Here is a 19,529-nt window from a genome sequence, read left to right as displayed (position 1 = left end):
AAAAATTTGATTCTCTATTAAGTAGAGGATGTGAAGCTAGTGATATGCTAAAGAAGCATATTGCAAATGATAACATTATTAGATTAATTTCTCATAATGATGCTGATGGATTGTCATCAGCAGGTATTATAGCTAATGCCATTAAGGAAGAGGGAGGACAATTCCACATTACTATTGTCCCTCGCCTTAAGGCTGATGTTATTAGGGATGTTGCAAAGGAAAAATATGAATTGTATGTTTTTTCAGATATGGGCAGTGCTTGTATCAAGCAACTCAATTCCCTAAAGGCTGATGTTATTGTTGCAGACCATCACCAGCCAAGCACCCATGAACCTAAAGACAATCTTGTCCATGTCAACCCACACTTGTTTGGCGTTGACGGAAGTCGTGAAATAAGTGGTGCAGGGTCTAGCTATTTGTCAGTTAGGGACATGGACAAAAAGCATTTGGCTTATATGGCGCTTATTGGTGCATTTGGTGACATGCAGTGCCAGAACAGATTTGTTGGTGTAAACCAATTAATTTTGAAGGATGGTCAGGAAGCAGGCAATTTGGAAATCCATGAAGACTTAAAGATAGTCTCTAAAGCACAAGAGCCTTTATTCAAATCAATTGCGTATACCTTGAATCCTCCACTTCCAGGTTTAACTGGTAGTTTGGAGAACTCACAGGAACTCCTTGAAAAAATGGGTGTTTCCTATGGTATTACATTCATTGAATTGGAAGATGAGGAAAAGGATGTTGTTAAAGATGAACTTGTAAAGGTCAATCCTCAAATATTTGGTGATGTTTACAGTGTTCCTCGTGAGCATCCAGTCTTACGTAATTTAGAGGAGTATTCTGCAATCTTGGATGCTTGTGGTAAAAACAAGGAGTATGGATTGGCACTTAGCATTGTTCTTGGTGAAAGAGAGGAAGCTTTAGATAAGGCTCTCAATCTTCAAAAGACTTATAGGAACGACCTTACTAAAGGGTTTGATTGGATTAGCCGTGAAGGCGCCCAACAATTGAATTACATTCAATACCTTTACAGTGAGGATAAGGTTCTTAAAAGCATTATGGGAACAATTGCTGGTGTAGGTATGTCTGCTAAGATCTTAAATGATGATAAGCCTATTTTAGGATTATCAAGACTTCATAAGGACATTAAGGTTTCTGGTAGAGCAACACGCCCAATGGTTGCACGTGGAGTTAATTTAGGCAAAGCTTTAAGCGAAGTCGCAGTTAACTTTGGCGGGCAAGGTGGTGGACACGATATAGCAGCTGGCGCTATGATACCATATGAAGCTAAGGATCAATTCTTGCATTTAGTTGACCAAGCTATTGAGGCTCAATTAAATAGTTAAGATTATTCTTAGCTATTTCTTTTTTCATCAATTTCTTTTTTTTAATCAAATTTTAAAAAGTTTTCATGAGTTTTATATTTTTAACTTTTTCATAATCAACTATTTCTACAAATTTTTCATTAAATTGCAATTTTTTAGCCTATTTTTTAAAAAGTATTTTATAATTAAAATACATAAATAATAATGTTATATTATTAAATTAGTTTACTAAATGATTATTATCATTGCTTATATTATTTTATTATTGATTGGTGGAATCTTATGAATGTTGATAAATTAGTTGGAAATACCCCAATGATTAAGATTGATTATGAATATGATGGCAAAAAGGGAAGCATTTATTCTAAAGTTGAATATTACAACTATTCTGGAAGCATTAAAGACAGAATAGCATTGTACATTATCCAAAAGGAAAAGGAAAGAGGAAACTTAAAGGATGGCCAACCTATCATAGAGGTTACAAGCGGAAACACTGGAATCGCTTTCAGTGCAATTGGAGCGCTTTTAGGCCATGAAGTACATATTTTCATGCCTGATTGGGTATCTCTTGAAAGAAGGAAACTTATCCAAATGTATGGTGCAGAGGTTCACCTTGTATCCAGAGAAGATGGAGGATTCAAGGGAGCTCTTGAACTTGTAGATGATTTTGCTGATGAAATTGGCGCTTATAAGCCTCTTCAGTTTGACAATGAATTGAATGTTGAAGCCCAATATAAGAAAACAGGTCAAGAAATCGTTGATGCAATTCCAGATGTCAATGCATTTGTTTCAGGAATCGGTACTGGCGGAACACTTATGGGAATCGGTAAAAGATTAAAGGATCATAATCCTGATGCTAAAGTCTTTGCATTGGAACCAAGCACATTATCAATTCTTAAGATGGGAATGGATGAAGGAAGCCATTTGATTGAAGGTATTGGAGATGACTTCATTCCTGGAATCGTTGATGAGGAATTGATTGATGATATAGTCCTGATTCATGACTGTGATGCAATCAACATGTCTAAAAGGATTGCTCAGGAATTAGGATTGGGAATAGGAATTTCAAGCGGTGCAAACTTCTTGGCAAGTGTAATCATGGACAATGATGACTTGAAGATTGCAACAGTCTTCCCAGATGACAACAAGAAGTACATAACAACCAAATTGTCAGAACCTATTGATGAAAATCCTGAATTGATTTCCAATCATATCAAACTTATAGGTTTTGAAGTAATTTAAATTAACTGTATTTTCAAATTTTTTACAAAATTTCATAGAATTTAGGAGAGTTGCATGTTTTTAACTAAAGAAGAAGAAAAAATGGCTAGTGGTGAATATGGAGAAACCATTAGAAAGAGTATGGATATCTTAATTGCTTTAGGAGACATTTACGGTGCAGAGAAATTCGTAGACATCAAGTCTGCTCAAGTGTCTGGAGTATCCTATAAGACCATAGGCCAAGCAGGTCTTGAATACCTTGAGGACTTGGCTAGAACTGCTGAAATAATTTACAATGAAAATGGTACAATAAGCGATAAAAGTGGAATTTCAACAATATCTGCAACACTTAACCCTGCAGGAACTGATCTTGACAATTGGGAAGATTTCGGTTTTCCTCCAGAGTTCGCTAAAAAGCAAGTTGATATCTGCAATGCTTATGGAGCGCTTGGAATAAGCACTACCTGTACATGCACTCCTTATTTGATTGGAAACGTTCCAAGATTCGGTGACCATGTTTCATGGTCTGAATCCTCTGCGGTTGCTTATGTCAATTCTGTAATCGGTGCAAGAACCAATCGTGAAGGAGGGCCTGGAGCATTAGCTGCAGCTATTGTAGGAAAAACTCCTTTATACGGATTCCATTTGGATGAAAACAGAACCGCTAATTTGCTTGTTGATGTTGAATGTGAACTTGAAAGGGCCGATTTCGGTGCTTTAGGTTATGCAGTAGGTCAAGTGGTTAAGGATGGAGTTCCTTACTTTAAAATGCAAAACAAGCCTTACAAGATAGAAAACGGTAATCTGAAAGCTCTTGGTGCAGCGCTTGCATCTTCTGGTGCAGTGGCTTTATACCATGTTGAAGACATCACTCCAGAGTACAAGTTTGCTGACATTGGAAATGTTGAAGATAAAATAACTATTGCTAAAGATGATATTGTAGAAACAAGAGAAAAACTTAGCAGTGCAGAAGGTTATGCAGACCTTGTATGCTTAGGATGTCCACATGCTTCCCTAGAGGAAGTTAAGGAAGTTGCAGAAATAGTCAAAGGCAAGAAGATCAAAAACGAGCTTTGGGTTTGCACTTCAATCAACATCAAGGAAGCTGCTAAACGTTTAGGATATCTCGATGCCATTGAGAATGCAGGAGGTAAGATCTGCTGTGATACTTGTATGGTAGTTGCTCCAATAGAGCAAATGGGATATGAAGTCATTGGAGTAAACTCTGCAAAGGCAGCTAATTATGTTCCTTCAATGTGTGGGTTGAAAGTTATCTACAATGACATTGAAAACCTATTAGATTTTGAATAAATCTATTTTTTCTTCTCTTTTTTCTTATTTTTCAATTAATTTTTATTTTTATTTTTAATTTCATTCATAACTATTTTTTTATTATTTTTATCCTATTTTGCTTGATTTTTTTAATAAAATTTAACTATACAAGAATCAATTTCCCCATTTTTTTTAATAAACTTTAAGTTATATAAGAATAATAAATAATATCATATAAATTTATGAATAATTAACTAGGTCATATTTTTGACAAAATGATGTAAATTGAAATAAATTATTTAAAATTCTAATGAGATTACATAAACCTTCAAGGAGTGTTAATTAATGAATGTTATTGTTGTAGGAGCAGGAAATGCAGGTCGTCCTGTTGCAAGATTATTAAACTATGCTGGCCACACGGTAAAGATAACCGATCCTAAGAAAATCGAAGACTTCCACATGGATGTTCAAAAGACTTTAAGACTTATGGAAAGTGAAGGAGTTGAATTAGATTTAGGTGTATTTGAACCAAATCTTGATGGAATCGATACAGTTTACTTATCTCCAACTGTACCGGAAAATGCTCCAGCTTACAAAATCATAAAAGAAGCTAATCTCAATGTCTTTTCCAATGATGATTTCGGTAGATTGGCAGACAGCTTCATTGATATTGACATTATTGGAATCACAGGCAGTGTAGGTAAAACCAGTACAACCCATATGGTAACTGAAATCTTCAGAACTGCGGGATATCAAGTTTGGATATGTTCCTCCATGACCCAAAACCTTGTTAGTGAAGTCATTGTTGATGGAATCATCAAAGGAATTCCAGAAAAATCAGACATTGCTGTTTTGGAGCTTCCTCATGGAACTGCAGGTTTAATGGCAGAGCTTCAGCTTAAGGTAGGAGCACTCTTGAATATTTATGAAGAGCATTTGTCTGAGTTTGGAGGTTCAATGGAACGTTACACCCAAAGAAAAATGTTCATTGCTAAGAATAGTGAAAACTTCATCACAAGCATTCATTGTAAAGACACTGTAAAAGAAGCAAGACCTGATGCAATCTTTTACGCGATGGTTAAGGATTTACCTGGATATGATCCATCCAAAAAATCTGAATACTTTGATAAGGTAGCAAACTTTGAGGAAGTTGCTATTGGCGAAGGCCAAGTATGTAATTTTATTGGGGATAGCGCTAAAGGCGCTATTGATATCGCTTATAAATTCAGAAACAAATCCAATGAACTTAAAAAAGGCAACTTTACCTCTGACTTCCATATGATGAGCTATTACTATGAGAATGCAGTTGCTGCAACAGCTATTGCAATGGCTTATGGCTTGCCTGTAGAAATCATCAAGAATGGTCTTGCAAACTTCAAAGGGCTTTCAGTTCATATGGAATACATTGGGGACTACAATGGCAGAGAAGTTTATATTGACGCTTCCTACTTAATAGAAGGTATTACAGCTGCACTTGACTTCTTAGGGGATAGAAGTCTTGTTCTATTGCTTGATAACTTTGATACTTCAACTTATAGGGATAAGAAGGAAACCGGTAAGCTTATGGGCCAGTATGCTGATGTAATGGTAGCTACTGGATTCAATGAGGTTTACCAAAGAGTTGACTTGGAACCTGCTCAAGAATTGCTTGATGCTGCAGTAGACTCAGATGCAGTTAAGGTAATTGCAGGAACTATGGAAGAAGGTGCAGAACTAGCTATTAAATATTCTAAACCTGGAGACACAATCCTTCACTTAGGACCACAACTCATGCAGGATCCTGAAGGAATTATGGAAAAAATAGTTACAGGTTTAGAAGAAGGCTGTAAAAAGTACGACTAGCCAGTTTTTCCATTTCCTTAGGCAATGAAAAACTTGACCAGATTTTTTCCCACTATTTGGAGTATTAATTTCTTTTAATTTTTTCTTTTTTTTTTTTTAATTGATTTTATCTTTTCATGAAGGTGTTAAATTGAATAGTTTAGAGCTCTCTTCTATGTCTGATGAAGAATTGGCTTCATTGGATTTAGAAAATAAAACCTTTGGTGTAATTGGTGTTTGTGGAGTTGTAGGAAACTTGGTTGCAAGAATCCTTATGGACAGGGGCTATTCTGTTATTGGAACAGATATCTCATCTAAAGAGGATTGCAGATTCCACTCTTCTTTTGAAGGCTATGACATTGAAATATTCTTTGGAGGCCATCCTGAAGAATTCTTTAGGAAAATTGATTTCATCGTTCCCCCTCCAAGCATGCCAAAAAATGCTAAGGTTTTAGAGATGGCTTCTAATCAAGGCATTAAAGTCATTGAGCTTGGAGACATTTTTAAGCTATTCACACCAGAAAAACCTGTAATGTGCATTGGCGGAACCAATGGAAAGACCACTACAACAACTCTTTTAAAGCATATTGCATATTCTGCAGGAATCAACCCTTGTGAACATAATCTTAAAGGCATGCAAGGTAACAATGAATTCATTCCATCACTTCAAACCAGATTGAATGGAGATTTAGCTATTTTAGAGACAGGTACTGACGGTACACCTGGAGGATTGAAGTCCATCATTGACTTGACCCATGCCAATTTCGGCATCTTGACAAACATTACAGTTGACCACTTGCAGGACCCTCACGAAAATGATGAAACAGACTTCATCACAAGAAGCTTTTTAGAGTATGCTAAAGTTAAAGGAGAGCTTGTAAAGGGTATTGAAGAGAATGATGGTACCTTAATATACAATAGTGACGATCCAACAATCGTTGGCCTTTTCAAAGAGATTGACTTCAAAGGGGATGCAATAAGCTTTGGCCTTGAAGATGAGCCATGCAGAGTGGCGACCAAACCATGCTGGTGTGGCAGGGGCATTGAAATAAACGAGCTTATTTCCGGTTGCGGAACCTTTGAATGCGACTGCGGAATCAAGTATGAAAAGCCAATGTATTTAGCTAAAAACATTTCTTTAAAGGAGAGAACATTCACTCTAGAATCTCCTGAAGGAGAAACAGATTTCACCATTTCCCTTGATGGATTGCATAATGTTTACAATGCAGTTGGAGCAATAATTGCAGCAAGAAGATTCCTAAAGCTTTCTGATGAAGAAATCCAAAAAGGACTTATGAGCTTTAAGGGAACTGCTGGAAGAATGGAAATAATGGGTAAAGTTGGAGATAAGACCATTATGGTTGACTATGCTCATAATCCAGCAGGTGTTGAAACCGTATTAAAGGAAATCACTAAAATATATGGTGATACAACAGTTGTTATCACAGTTACTTCTGAATCAGGCCATGAGGGAGACATTGAGATTTTAGAAAAGGCCTTGGATAATGTAAAATATATCGTTCCAGCTTCTCATGATTCAAGACTTGTTGTAGATGAATTATTGGCATCTGCAAAAGAAGGAAATGCAGATTTTGATTATGAAACCTTAGAGAAAACATTTGTTTTCACTGAAGAAGCTCCAGAACAAGCTTCTAATTTTACTTTAGGAGCTAACCAAGAGCAAGTTGTTGAAGGTGTCAAGGCAGCTTTGAAAACAGATTCCAATATTGTTATAGCTATAGGTGAGGCTGCATTCAAATTCAATTCAGCTATCAGTGAATTGTGCGATAAGGATTAAACGCTTTTAATCCATTCTTTTTTATTCTTTTCTTCTTCTATTCTTTTTTTATTCTTTTTTTATTTTATTTTAATTTATTTTTTATTTAATTTTTATTTTAAATCAATATTATATCCATTTGATTAATTTTCAACTGCTCTCTATAAATATTTAAATAATATCTAAATACATATATTATTTTATGGTTACTTATATCGAACATCCTTTAATTAGGCCGAATTCAGCAGAAGCTAGGATTTATCAACAGGTATTGGCAGCAGATGTATTGAAAAATGGAAATACAATGATTGTAGCTCCAACAGCTTTAGGTAAGACAATCATTGCAATACTCGTAGCTGCAGATAGGCTTCAAAAATTAAAAGGATCAAAAATTCTTATTTTAGCTCCAAGTAAACCATTAACCATACAGCATGAAGAAAACTTCAAGCACTTTTTAAATGTTCCTTGCACCTCAATTACAGGGGCTGTAAAGACAGATGAAAGGGAAAAGCGATGGAGAGAGTCACAAGTCATTTGTGCAACACCTCAAACCGTTGAATCAGACCTATTGAATGAAAGATACAGTTTGGATGACGTTTCCCTTGTTGTTTTTGATGAATGTCACCATGCAGTAGGTTCCTATTCCTATGTTTATCTTGCATCCAGATATGTCAAGGAATGCCAGAACCATCTCATTTTAGGATTAACCGCTTCTCCAGGGCATGACAAGGGCAAGATCAAGGAAGTTTGCGAAAACCTTTTCATTCAGGATATCACTATCAAGACTGAAGAAGACCCTGATGTAAAGCCATATTTCAATCCAATTAACATTGACTGGATAAAGGTTGAAATGGGTCCAAGACTCGAGAAAATCAGGGATTTGGTGAAGAAGGCATTGAATGTTCGTCTGAAAGGATTAAAGGATTTAGGAATCATCAACACAGTGGCTGTAAACAAAAGGGACATATTGAAGGCAAGGTCTAAGGTTCAAAGGAAAATAGGCCAATCTGTAAATCCCCCTAAGGAATGTTTCCAGGCAATATCCATTTTGTCTGCAGTAATCAACTTGCAGCATGCATTAGGATTATTGGAAAGCCAAGGTGTGGCTCCATTCAATGATTATGTAGGAAGGCTTAGAAAGAAAACCACAAGAGCTGCAAAGAATATCTTGCTTGACCCTAACTTTTCAAAAGCTGTTTATCTTGCAAAAGAGGCAGAGGAGTATGGCCTTGAGCATCCAAAAATGAAAAAGCTCATAGAACTCCTTAAGCTAGAGCTTGGTATGGATGGACAGACAAGATTGAAATCCCTAAGAGATGATGGGGAAGATAAGGACAGTCCTAAAATCATAGTGTTTACACAATTTAGAGACACTTTAGACATGATCCATGAAAGATGTGAGAAGGAAGGCATCAAAAGTGTAAGATTCTATGGTCAAGGAACCAGTGACGGCAAGAAAGGATTGACTCAAAAGGAACAGAAAAACATCATCAAGTCATTTAAGACAGGAAATTATGATGTTTTGATTTCAACAAGTGTTGCAGAAGAGGGTATAGACATACCTGCGGTTGATTTGGTAATTTTATATGAACCGGTTCCATCTGAAATCCGTATGATACAAAGAAGAGGAAGAACCGGACGTAAATCCTCTGGTAGGATGAAGGTATTGATAACCAAAAAGACAATAGATGAAGGTTATTACTGGACCAGCGTTAGAAGGGAGTCCAGAATGAAGACACAGCTTGCAACTCAAGAGGCTATCGAAGAGCTAAAGCTCAATGCTGCTGAAAGGATTGAAGCTGAACGTACAGCTAAGGTCTTAGGCAAAAGGGAAAAATCAATTGTAGAGGATCCGGTCACTTCAGACATGGATGATTCATTGGAAGAGGAAGTCAGTGATGAGGATATTGAAGAAATTGATTTGGAAAATGAGAATGAAAGCAAGTTGAAAGAGCTTAAGGAAAAGGAAGCTAAAGAGGAACAAGCTTTAGAAGATGCCATTTATGAGGAGCTTACTAAAAGTCCTCAAAACCAGGAATTGGTTGTTTATGTTGATACAAGAGAAGGAAACTCAAAAGTCATTAGGGCATTGGATACCATTGGCGTAAAGGTTAAAGTCAATACAATGGCTGTTGCAGATTATCAAGTAAGTGAAGAGGTTGCAATAGAGAGAAAAACCGCTAAGGACTTTGTAGATTCCATTGTCGATAAGAGATTGTTCAAGCAGGCAAGAATGATGATGGAAGAGTTTAAAAAGCCAATCATGATTCTTGAAGGAGATGATTTCTACTCAGGATTCATCAATCCAAATGCTATAAGAGGTGCAATGACATCAATTGCACTTGATTACGGCATTAGCATCATTCCAACAAGAACAGAAGAAGACACTGCTGCAATGATCAAGAGAATTGCTATCAGAGAACAGAAAGGTGAAAAACGCAGCATTCAAATCAGAACTGAAAGAAAACCGCAAAACCTTTGGGAACAGCAATTGTTCATCATTGAATCATTGCCAAACATTGGGCCTGTTCATGCTAAAAGATTGTTGGAACACTTCGGTTCAGTCAAGGCGGTTCTTGAAGCTGATGAGAAAAAACTTCAGGAAGTGGAAGGAATCGGTAAGAAAACGGCTAAGAACATTAGGGAAGTTGTTGAAGGCAAGTATCTCTACTTCAAAAAGGATGACAATCAAAAGAAACTTAAATGAAACCTTTAAGTTTCTTAATTTTTCTATTTTTTAAGATTTTTCTTATTTTAAATAATTATTAATCTATTTTTAAATAATTATTAATCTATTTTTAAAAAATTATTATATATAATAAAAGCTAAAAATAACTATTAGTTTAAAAATAACTATTATTTAAAAAATTTAATATAATATTTATTTCATAATATTTTTACATAATTTTTATTTCAATTACTTTACAAATTTCATTTAGATGGTGATTATTTGAAGATTTTAATGGATGAAAGAGGAAAAAAATACTTAATCAAGGAAGACAGAGAGTTCCAAACTGATTTAGGTATTATTAAAAAAGAGCAAATGGAAAGAGCTACTATTGGTGATACAATAATCACTCATTTAAATAAGGAGTTTAAAGTCATTAAGCCAACTGTAAATGATTTCATAGATTTAATGGACAGGCGTTGTTCCATCCTTATCCAAAAGGATATTGGAACTGTTCTTGCTCGCACTGGTCTTGGTTCAGGTGACAGAGTGATAGATGCAGGTACAGGTGCAGGGGCTATTGCATTGAACTTCGGAAATGTTGTTGGAGAAAAGGGTAAGGTATTCACCTATGAGATAAGAGAGGACTTTGCAGAAGTTGCCAAAAAGAACATTGATGATTTTGGCATAAAGAACATTGAAGTTAAAAACCAAAATATCAAGGATGGAATCGATGAAGAGGAAATCGATTTGGTTTTCCTAGATCTTCCAAAGCCATTTGAGATCTTTGAGGATGTTAAGAAGGCATTAAGGCTTGGAGGATGGTTAGCGGTTTATGCTCCATATATCGATCAAGCCGAAACAGCTTATAGAATTGCAAAGAAATTAGGCTTTAGAGATCTTACAATCCTTGAAACCATTGAGAGAGAAATGGAAATAAGACCTCAAGGAACCAGACCAAAAACAAGAATGGTTGGTCATAGCGGTTATTTGGTTTTTGCTAGAAAGCTTTAGGAAATTTTTCTTAATAAAATATTTTTTAATTTTTAGATTTATATTCTTTCAATTATAACAGTTTATTTTTATAACAATTGTAATGTTATGTGGTATCATGTTTGATGTGAATGAGTTAAAAGACAAGGTGTTGAATGGTTACAAAGTCGCTAAGGAAGATGCAATGAATCTCATTGATGTTCCTTTAGATGATTTGTCAAGTGCAGCAAATGAGATAAGAAAGTCATTTTGCCAAAACAGATTCGATGCCTGTATGATAATCAATGTAAAAAGCGGCAGATGCAGTGAAAACTGCAAGTTCTGTGCTCAATCCAATCATTATGACACTGATATTGAAATCTATCCCCTCTTATCCAAAGAGGAATTGAAGGAAAGGTCATTGGCTATCTACAATTCTGGATTCAAGAGAATATCCTATGTCGCTTCAGGAAGAAAAGTGACTCAAAAGGATTTTGAAATAATGGCTGGTCTCATTGAAGAGTTGAAAGAGGAAAACAGCGATATCAAGATCTGCGTTTCATTAGGACTTTTAACAAAAGACCAGATATCAACCTTAAATGATGCAGGTGTTGATAGAATCCATAACAATCTGGAAAGTTCAAGGAATTACTTCAAGGAAATCTGCACCACTCACTCCTATGATGAAAAGCTCGACACTATAGAAATGATTCACGATGAAAATGTCATGATCTGCAGCGGAGGAATATTTGGAATGGGTGAAAGCTTTGAAGACAGGATTGACTTGGCACTTCAATTGAGAGAGTTCGGAGTCAAATCAATTCCAATAAATGTCTTGAATCCAATCAAGGGAACTCCTGTTGAAAACAATGAGATATTGTCCAATGATGAGACATGCAGGATAATTGCAATATTCAGATTCATCAATCCTGATGCATATATTCGTATGGCTGGTGGAAGAGCGCTTTTAGGAGACAATGGTAGAAAGGCATTTGAGTCAGGTGCAAATGCAGGAATTTTAGGAAATATGCTGACCACTCAAGGAGTGGAATTGGATAATGACTTGAAACTTTTGGAAGAATTGGGTTTTGAAATAACTTACTCAATAGATGGGTTGTGATACTTTGTCTAAAGGACTGTTTGTAATTGGAACTGGAACAGATATTGGAAAAACTTATGTCACTGGATTATTGCTAAAGTATATTCGTGACAATGGATATGATGCCACTTACTTTAAGGCAGCTTTAAGTGGTGCCATAAGGGATGAAAACGATTCTTTGATTCCTGGAGATGCTGTAGAGGTATTGACAATGGCTGGTTTAGAGGAAGATACGGATTTCCTGGTTCCATACATTTATGAAACTGCAGTTTCACCGCATCTTGCAAGTCAGATTGAAGGAAATCCTGTTGACTTAAGTGTAGTGAGGGATGCTTATGAAAAGGTATCCCAAAAATATGACTACATCGTGATGGAAGGAAGTGGAGGAATAGTTTGTCCTATACGTTATGAAGGAAAAGGTCATGAGAACAACATCATGCTTGAGGACATAATAAAGTATCTTGGTCTTGATGTCATACTCATTGCAGATGCAGGACTCGGAACAATCAACTCAATTGTCACCACAGTTGAATACTTGAAAAACAGAAACATTCATGCTTGCGGTATCATCATGAATAACTACAAGGATGAACTTATGGAAAATGACAATATCAAAATGGTTGAAGATCTTTGCAATGTTCCAGTTATAGCAAAAGTTTATCAAAATGATAAAAATTTACTGCCAAATGTAGGTGCAGATGAATTGATTTCATATTTCAAATAATGCTATTAATTATATTGAAGATAGCTATAATTATTTAATAGTTTGTCTTAATATCTTTTTTTATTTTACATTTCATATTAATTAAAGTTATACTTGTTTCATATGCGAAAATTTTCATACAGGTTTTCTAAAAAAATTCTATTTTTTCAATTTTTTTTAAGATTTTTTAAATCAATTTTTTGACAATAATGGTTAACTCGGTTTAGAAAAAATTTATAATATGGATTGGAGTTATTATTTCTATGAACAAAAAAATCTTAATTGCAATAATGGCAATAATCATAATAATATGTGCTGGTGCCTTTGCATTAACTAATATGCAATCAGGTAATGGTGCCTCAATAAATGTTGATGCAAATGCACTTGAAGATAAGGGAAATTTAGTTGTTGACTCAGAAGAGATCTCTGCAGACAATGGTTTGTATTCAAGTTCGTCTTCTGATGAAAACGCTGTTTTAGTAAAAAACAACGGAGTATTGAAATTAGTTAATTCCATAATCAATAAAACAGGTGATACAAGCTCCACTGGTGATGATGCAGACTTCTATGGAATCAATTCAGCGATTTTGGTTAATACAAATGGAAGCTTGGATATTTCAAATGTGAAGATAACTACAAACTCAAAAGGATCAAATGGTATTTTTGTAACAAATGCAGAAAGCTCTGGAAGCTCTTCATCTAATGTTGCTTTAGATGGCAATGGTTTGGCAGAGGGAGGTAGTGGTTCAGGGGATAATTCATCTAATGGTGGTACTCCTCCTGATATGCCTTCTGGTGATAATTCATCTAATGGTGGTAGCCCTCCTGAAATGCCGGATTCAAATGGAGCTTCTGGTGGTGGAGAATCCTCAAGTATGGCAGCATCTAACCAAGATAGTGTAGATGGAACTACAGAGGCAAATATTGAAAATGTAGAAATAACAACATACAGCGATAAGTCTCGTGGACTTGATGCAACATACAATGGAATCATCAATGCTAAAAATGTCATAATCAATACAAATGGTCAAAGCTGTGCAGCTCTTGCTACAGATCGTGGTGAAGGAGAGGTTCATGTAACTAACAGTGAATTGAATACAGGTGTAAGCAAGCAAAGCGGCAGAGGTTCACCAATAATCTATTCTACAGGAAACATAACTGTGGCAAACTCCATAGGCACTGCTTATGTTTCTCAAATAGCTTGTATTGAAGGTAAAAACAGTATTGAACTCTCTAACTGTGACTTGTCTGCTGCTGCAGGTGGAAACAGACAGGACAACGGTGAATATGTTGATTTAGGTGGTGTATTTATCTATCAAAGCATGAGTGGAGATGCTGATGTGGGCACATCAACTTTCACTGCAAAGGATTCTGTATTGTCAATCCTATCCGATTCAGACTGCTATGAATCTGCACCGATGTTCCATGTAACCAATACCAAGGCAATCATTAACTTGGAAAAAACAGAACTTAACTTTGGTAGTGGAACTCTCTTGGATGTTTCCGGTCAAAGCCAATGGGGAATCGTAGGTTCCAATGGTGGAGAGCTCACGTTCAATGCAAAAGATGAAACCCTTGATGGAAACGTAATTGTGGATTCAATCAGTTCATTGAACATGACTCTAAGCTCCACCAGCTATGTCGGAACCATCAATCCTTCTGATGATTTTGGGCAAACTGATTTGATTATTGAATCTGGTTCTGACTGGACATTAGATGGGGATAGTCACATATCCAGTTTAGAGAATAATGGTGATATCAATTATAATGGTCATACATTATATGTAAATGGTGTGGCTTATACAGAATCTAATCCATATAATTAATTTTTGGAAATTTTAAATTTTTCATTTTTTTTCTTTTTTATTTATTTTTTAACCATTTCTTTTAATTTTTCCCTAGAGAAAACTTTTTGTATATTGTATATTTTTTTATTCAAGGTAAAAAATTAAAAATTTATTTAATATAAAGTCTAATCTTATAATAGAGTTTTAGAATTGAAATTTTAAAAACTATTTTTAAAAAATTATTATCAGATTATAAGGTTTTAATATGAATGAAAGTGAAAAATGTGCAAAAAAGGATTTAGCTCATATTTGGCATCCTGCTTCTCAGATGAAAGACTATGAAGATTTTCCGCCAATAATAATTGACCATGGAAAAGGGGTTAAGTTATTTGATGTAGATGGCAAGGAGTATATAGACATTATCAGCTCCTGGTGGTGCAATTTGCTTGGACACTGCAATGATGAGGTTAGTGATGCTCTCAAAAGTCAAGTGGATAAGTTGGATCATGTTCTTTTTGCTAACTTTTCACACAAAACGATTATTGAATTGTCAGAGCGTTTAATCAAGGTAATGCCAGAGGGACTTAACAAGTTCAGTTTTGTTGATAATGGTTCAGCATCCATTGAATGTGCACTTAAAATGGCTTTCCAATATTGTGCACAAAATGGAAAAGGTCATAAGAAACGCTTCATGTGCTTTACTGACGCTTATCATGGAGAAACTTTAGGTGCATTGTCTGTTGGCGCTTTGGATGAATATTCTAAGGTATTTGAACCTATAATGATTGATACAATCAAGGTGCAGGCACCTGATTGTTACAGATGCCCATACAATAAGAATAGGGATAGCTGTGATTGTGAATGTTTTGAAAATGCAGAGAAGGCATTTGCAGAATATGGACATGAAACCTGTGCTATGATAATCGAGCCATTGATTCAAGGCAGTGCAGGAATGAAGATTTACCCTCCATTGTATCTCAAGAAGCTTAGGGAGCTTTGTGACTTGTATGATGTGCTCTTGATTGCAGATGAGATAGCTACTGGTTTTGGAAGAACAGGCAAGATGTTTGCAGTGGACCATGCAGGAATAAGTCCGGATATAATGTGCATTTCCAAAGGGCTTACAAACGGTTATATGGCAATGGCAGTTTGTATAAGCACTGATGAGATTTATAATGGATTTTATGGAGATTATGAGGATAATGTGGCATTCATGCACAGTCATACCTATGCTGGAAATCCATTGGCGGCAAGTGTAGCAAATGCAACCTTGAAGATTATTGAAAGGGACAATATTCTTGAAGAGGCAAATGAAAAGGCAATTTGGCTAAACAATCGCTTCCATGAAATATTTGATAGTCATCCTAATGTAGGTGAAATCAGACAGATGGGACTCATCAATGCAATCGAACTCGTTGAGGATAAGGAATCTAAAAAAGGATTTGATTCATCAGAAAGAATCGGCTATAAAATCTATAGGGAAGCTTTGAAACAAGGATTGATGCTTAGGCCTTTAGGTAATGTAATGTACTTCAATCCTCCTTTGGTAATTACAAAAGAAGAGCTTGGAGAGTCTTTAAGAATCTGTAAACAAGCTATTGATTCTGTATTATTATAGAAAAAGTTTTTTATTTTTTTATATTTTCAAAATTAAAATTTTTTATTATTTTTTTACAAAAAGAGGAATATTTATAAAGATTTTAAAAAAAGAAAAGAAGAATAGCTATTTAAAATAGCTATTAATTACTTATTTTTATTAATTTATTTTTTATCTATTTTTAACTATTTTTCATGTTCTACCAATCACTGAAAAAGTTTTGATCAAGGTTTTGACCGAAGGTCAAAAGCTTGGGATTATTCCATGAAAATAGCTGGTTTATAAGGCATTGCATTTCTTGCCTTGTTTTGTGGGTCGTAGCTGTCATCAGTATGAATGATTACTTCTGATTCCACTTCAGCTTCAATGAAGTCTTTTGCATCATTTAAGATGGTAGCTTCATCAATCTTACCGATGTATCTTGTTTTGGTCATTTCTTTTGATATCTTCTTAGCGACATTTGCTATTTCCTTTTTGTTATCATAGATGTTTTGACCAATTGCCCTACCCATTATTTGGCCGATGTCAGGTTTACCGACCTCATCAGCTATTTTATATAATTCCCATTTCCAATCTGGAGCTAAATAAAGGTGTATTTTTTCCGGATCGGTGTCCACAATGTTTTTGATTTCGTTAATGTCCTTAACGATGTTTTGAACAAGGGATTCGGATCTTTCAATCTCTTCGCTGATAAGTTCTTCATCATATTCAGGCCATTCTGCAAATGAAACGAATCCTTCTCCGCCAAATTTGCTCCAAAGCTCTTCAGAAGTGTGTGGAGTGAATGGAGCAAGTAATCTGATCCAGTTACTTAATAATGTGGATAATACGTAGATTACAGCAGGGTCCTTTTTCTCAATGAGGTCTTTGACTCTGTACATGTAATGGTCCAAGTCTTTTTTAAGCAAGAACAATGCATGTTGCAATGCTTGTCTGGTTTGGAAAACTTCAAGCGCTTCTGTTGCAGCCTTGATATGGACATTCAATTGGCTAATCATCCATTTGTCGATGCTGCGTTCAAGAGCAACTTCCTCAATATTGGATAAGTCAAGTTTTTCTCCTTTGATGTCTTCCACTTTTTGTGCAAATTCTCTAAACCATTCGAGTCTTCTTTGGGTTCCTCTAACCTCTTTTTCTCTCCAATCGAAGTCTTGCCATGGTTCAGCTGATGCCATAAGGAAGAGTCTTACCACATCTGCACTGTATTCTTCAATTGCATCTGCAAGGAGAATTACATTACCTTTTGAGGAGGACATCTTGTTTCCCTCAAGAAGCCCCATACCGAATACAACAGTTCCTTTTGGCCATTTCTCTTCAGGATAAATCGCTGCGTGGGTGAACATGAGGAAACTTAAATGGTTACCTACAAGGTCTTTTGCAGACAATCTCCAGTCAAGAGGATACCAGTAATTGAATTCAGCTTGAATATCTTCCACTATTTCAGGTGCAACGGTGATTTCATCGCTGTCCACTCCTAAGAAGACCTTTTCAAAGAATGCTTCATTCAAGTCTTCAGGGTCCATATCCTTAAGATATTTAGCTATTGAATAGTAGGACATATACATTGTTGAGTCTGATAAAGGCTCGATTAACCATTGGTCGTCCCATGGAACTCTGGTTCCAAGACCTACTCTTCTGGAACATGCCCAATCATCTAGCCAGTTAAGGTAGTATTCAAAGTTGGAGCGGATTTCTCCAGGAATGATGGTTTCTTGAGCAAGTAACTTTTGGGTCTTTTCAGTCCATTCCTCATCACCATATCTGATGAACCATTGGTCATCCATAATCTTGACAACACATTTGTTACCGCATCTGCAGATTACAGGTCTTTCTGCAAAGTCGTACATGATGTTTGCACTGCCTTCCTCAATCATGTCTGCCTTGATTTCGTCTCTGATATATGCAACTCTTTTTCCTGCGTATTTTTCAATATGGTCGCTGATGTACCCTTTGCTGTGCTCTGCCTTGTACAATTCATCAGTTGCATCTTGCACTTTAGGATCGTTTTGGTTTTCGATTCCCATTCTTTCAACTACTTCCACAGCTGGGAACTCTCCATATCCTTTTACGGTTACAACATTCAATGGTTCTGCCTTAGCAACTTCATCTGCAATGTCATATTCCTTGATTAGATCTGCATTTTCCTTCAAGTCTCTAAGTGCGATATAGTCTGCAGGTGCGTGAGCAGGTACGGAGAATACTGTTCCTGAACCGTATTCAGGGTCTACAAAGCTTGCAGGGAAGATTGGTAATGGTTCTCCATTAAGTGGGTTTTTAACGTATTTTCCTATTAATGGTTTAGGATCAATGTCTCCAGTGATCTCTAAGTCATGCTGATTGGAAAGGTTAAGGAAAGCTTCATTACTTATAATCCATTTTTCCCCTTCGCATGCACCGGATTTCACTTCAACTTCTATGTAGTGAACTTCTGGGTTTAACCATACATTGGTTGCAGCGAAGATGGTTTCAGGTCTGAAGGTTGCAGGTACGATATATTGTCCAGGTTCAACTTCAAACTTAATCAATGTCAATTCGTTTACTCCTACGCCTTCACCTTCAAGCAAGTCATGGTCCCCTACAGGGTTCTCATCGTGAGGACAGTATTTGACAGGGTGTTCACCTTGCTTGATTAAGCCTAAGGACTTAAGCTTTTTAGCTTGCCAGGTGATGAATTTCTGATAAGTTGGATCGATAGTTCTGAATTCCCTTCTCCAGTCGATGGAATAACCCATATCGTCCATTACAGTGTGGTATTCGTTACTGAAATATTTTACAATGTTAATTGGGTCTTCCAATTTTGGAAGGGTGTCATGAGGGACCTTGTGAACTCTTTCGTATAAGTCAAGGGTCCATGGGTCTTTCCTTTTGATTCTGTCTGCAATACCTATAACAGGTGCACCGGTTACGTGCCATGCCATAGGGAATAATACATTGTAGCCTTCCATCCTTTTGAATCTTGCAAATACATCAGGTACGGTATAGGTTCTACCGTGACCGATATGCATAGCTCCACTTGGGTATGGATAAGCCACTGTTATGAATAGTTTTTCCTTTTCATTAGGGTCTGATTGAAATAGCTTTTCCTCTCTCCAGATTTTTTGCCATTTCTTTTCAATTTCGTTATTAGTCACTAAATCACCGTTTCTGTTTTGATAATTAATAATTATTAAAATTATAATTTATTAGTTATGAATTAATAATCATGTTTTTGGATAATCATATTATTATTGAAATCACATTATTAATAAATCATATTAATTTATATTTATTATTTTTATTTAATATAT

At 35.9% G+C, this 19,529-nt stretch carries 12 protein-coding genes; 11 read left to right on the top strand and 1 reads right to left on the bottom strand.

What is annotated here, in order from left to right; genetic code table 11:
• The first annotated feature begins 44 nt into the window (after nt 1-44).
• The 11 genes from Q0409_RS02195 to bioA all read left to right on the top strand — a co-directional run bounded on the left by Q0409_RS02195 (nt 45) and on the right by bioA (nt 16,263).
• Entirely contained in the window at nt 45-1,346 is a 1,302-nt protein-coding gene (locus tag Q0409_RS02195) for a DHH family phosphoesterase (RefSeq protein WP_298534689.1), read from the top strand.
• A gap of 261 nt (nt 1,347-1,607) precedes the next feature.
• The gene (locus Q0409_RS02190; protein ID WP_298534641.1) at nt 1,608-2,567 is read left to right on the top strand and encodes a PLP-dependent cysteine synthase family protein; all 960 of its coding nucleotides are present in this window, start codon (nt 1,608-1,610) and stop codon (nt 2,565-2,567) included.
• A gap of 54 nt (nt 2,568-2,621) precedes the next feature.
• Entirely contained in the window at nt 2,622-3,857 is a 1,236-nt protein-coding gene (locus Q0409_RS02185) for an aconitase X catalytic domain-containing protein (protein ID WP_298534639.1), read from the top strand.
• A gap of 306 nt (nt 3,858-4,163) precedes the next feature.
• Nucleotides 4,164-5,660, top strand: coding sequence for a Mur ligase family protein (locus tag Q0409_RS02180; protein ID WP_298534637.1), 1,497 nt, complete (start codon nt 4,164-4,166; stop codon nt 5,658-5,660).
• A 130-nt stretch (nt 5,661-5,790) separates the two neighbouring features.
• The gene (locus Q0409_RS02175; protein WP_298534634.1) at nt 5,791-7,437 is read left to right on the top strand and encodes a Mur ligase family protein; all 1,647 of its coding nucleotides are present in this window, start codon (nt 5,791-5,793) and stop codon (nt 7,435-7,437) included.
• A 181-nt stretch (nt 7,438-7,618) separates the two neighbouring features.
• Nucleotides 7,619-10,123: a DEAD/DEAH box helicase gene (locus tag Q0409_RS02170; RefSeq protein ID WP_298534632.1), complete on the top strand. Its 2,505-nt coding sequence runs from the start codon at nt 7,619-7,621 to the stop codon at nt 10,121-10,123.
• A gap of 243 nt (nt 10,124-10,366) precedes the next feature.
• Nucleotides 10,367-11,098, top strand: a complete 732-nt coding sequence (locus Q0409_RS02165) for a tRNA (adenine-N1)-methyltransferase (protein ID WP_298534629.1) — start codon at nt 10,367-10,369, stop codon at nt 11,096-11,098.
• A gap of 97 nt (nt 11,099-11,195) precedes the next feature.
• Nucleotides 11,196-12,176, top strand: a complete 981-nt coding sequence (gene bioB / locus Q0409_RS02160) for a biotin synthase BioB (RefSeq protein WP_298534626.1) — start codon at nt 11,196-11,198, stop codon at nt 12,174-12,176.
• Entirely contained in the window at nt 12,166-12,879 is a 714-nt protein-coding gene (bioD, locus tag Q0409_RS02155) for a dethiobiotin synthase (protein WP_298534623.1), read from the top strand. Before bioB ends, bioD begins: the two co-directional genes overlap by 11 nt.
• Before the next feature lie 242 nt (nt 12,880-13,121).
• Entirely contained in the window at nt 13,122-14,684 is a 1,563-nt protein-coding gene (locus Q0409_RS02150) for a hypothetical protein (RefSeq protein ID WP_298534621.1), read from the top strand.
• Nucleotides 14,685-14,910: 226 nt separating this feature from the next.
• On the top strand, nt 14,911-16,263 hold the full coding sequence (gene bioA, locus Q0409_RS02145) for an adenosylmethionine--8-amino-7-oxononanoate transaminase (protein ID WP_298534619.1): 1,353 nt from the start codon (nt 14,911-14,913) through the stop codon (nt 16,261-16,263).
• 236 nt (nt 16,264-16,499) lie between these two features.
• On the opposite strand, the gene leuS is transcribed toward bioA, so the two are convergent.
• The gene (gene leuS, locus Q0409_RS02140; RefSeq protein WP_298534617.1) at nt 16,500-19,373 is read right to left on the bottom strand and encodes a leucine--tRNA ligase; all 2,874 of its coding nucleotides are present in this window, start codon (nt 19,371-19,373) and stop codon (nt 16,500-16,502) included.
• Between the last annotated feature and the right edge of the window lie 156 nt (nt 19,374-19,529).

This window comes from uncultured Methanobrevibacter sp., assembly GCF_937898925.1.
In the GTDB taxonomy this organism is placed as follows: Archaea; Methanobacteriota; Methanobacteria; order Methanobacteriales; family Methanobacteriaceae; genus Methanobrevibacter.
Note: the sequence above shows the minus strand (reverse complement) of the source record. Positions and strands in the feature narration are given on the sequence as shown.

What these genes read in the sequence shown, in the direction of transcription:
- Q0409_RS02195 (WP_298534689.1), top strand. Translation starts at nt 45, where the DNA reads ATGCTAAAGAAGCATATTGCAAATGATAACATTATTAGATTAATTTCT.
- Q0409_RS02190 (WP_298534641.1), top strand. Translation starts at nt 1,608, where the DNA reads ATGAATGTTGATAAATTAGTTGGAAATACCCCAATGATTAAGATTGAT.
- Q0409_RS02185 (WP_298534639.1), top strand. Translation starts at nt 2,622, where the DNA reads ATGTTTTTAACTAAAGAAGAAGAAAAAATGGCTAGTGGTGAATATGGA.
- Q0409_RS02180 (WP_298534637.1), top strand. Translation starts at nt 4,164, where the DNA reads ATGAATGTTATTGTTGTAGGAGCAGGAAATGCAGGTCGTCCTGTTGCA.
- Q0409_RS02170 (WP_298534632.1), top strand. Translation starts at nt 7,619, where the DNA reads ATGGTTACTTATATCGAACATCCTTTAATTAGGCCGAATTCAGCAGAA.
- bioB (WP_298534626.1), top strand. Translation starts at nt 11,196, where the DNA reads ATGTTTGATGTGAATGAGTTAAAAGACAAGGTGTTGAATGGTTACAAA.
- bioD (WP_298534623.1), top strand. Translation starts at nt 12,166, where the DNA reads ATGGGTTGTGATACTTTGTCTAAAGGACTGTTTGTAATTGGAACTGGA.
- Q0409_RS02150 (WP_298534621.1), top strand. Translation starts at nt 13,122, where the DNA reads ATGAACAAAAAAATCTTAATTGCAATAATGGCAATAATCATAATAATA.
- bioA (WP_298534619.1), top strand. Translation starts at nt 14,911, where the DNA reads ATGAATGAAAGTGAAAAATGTGCAAAAAAGGATTTAGCTCATATTTGG.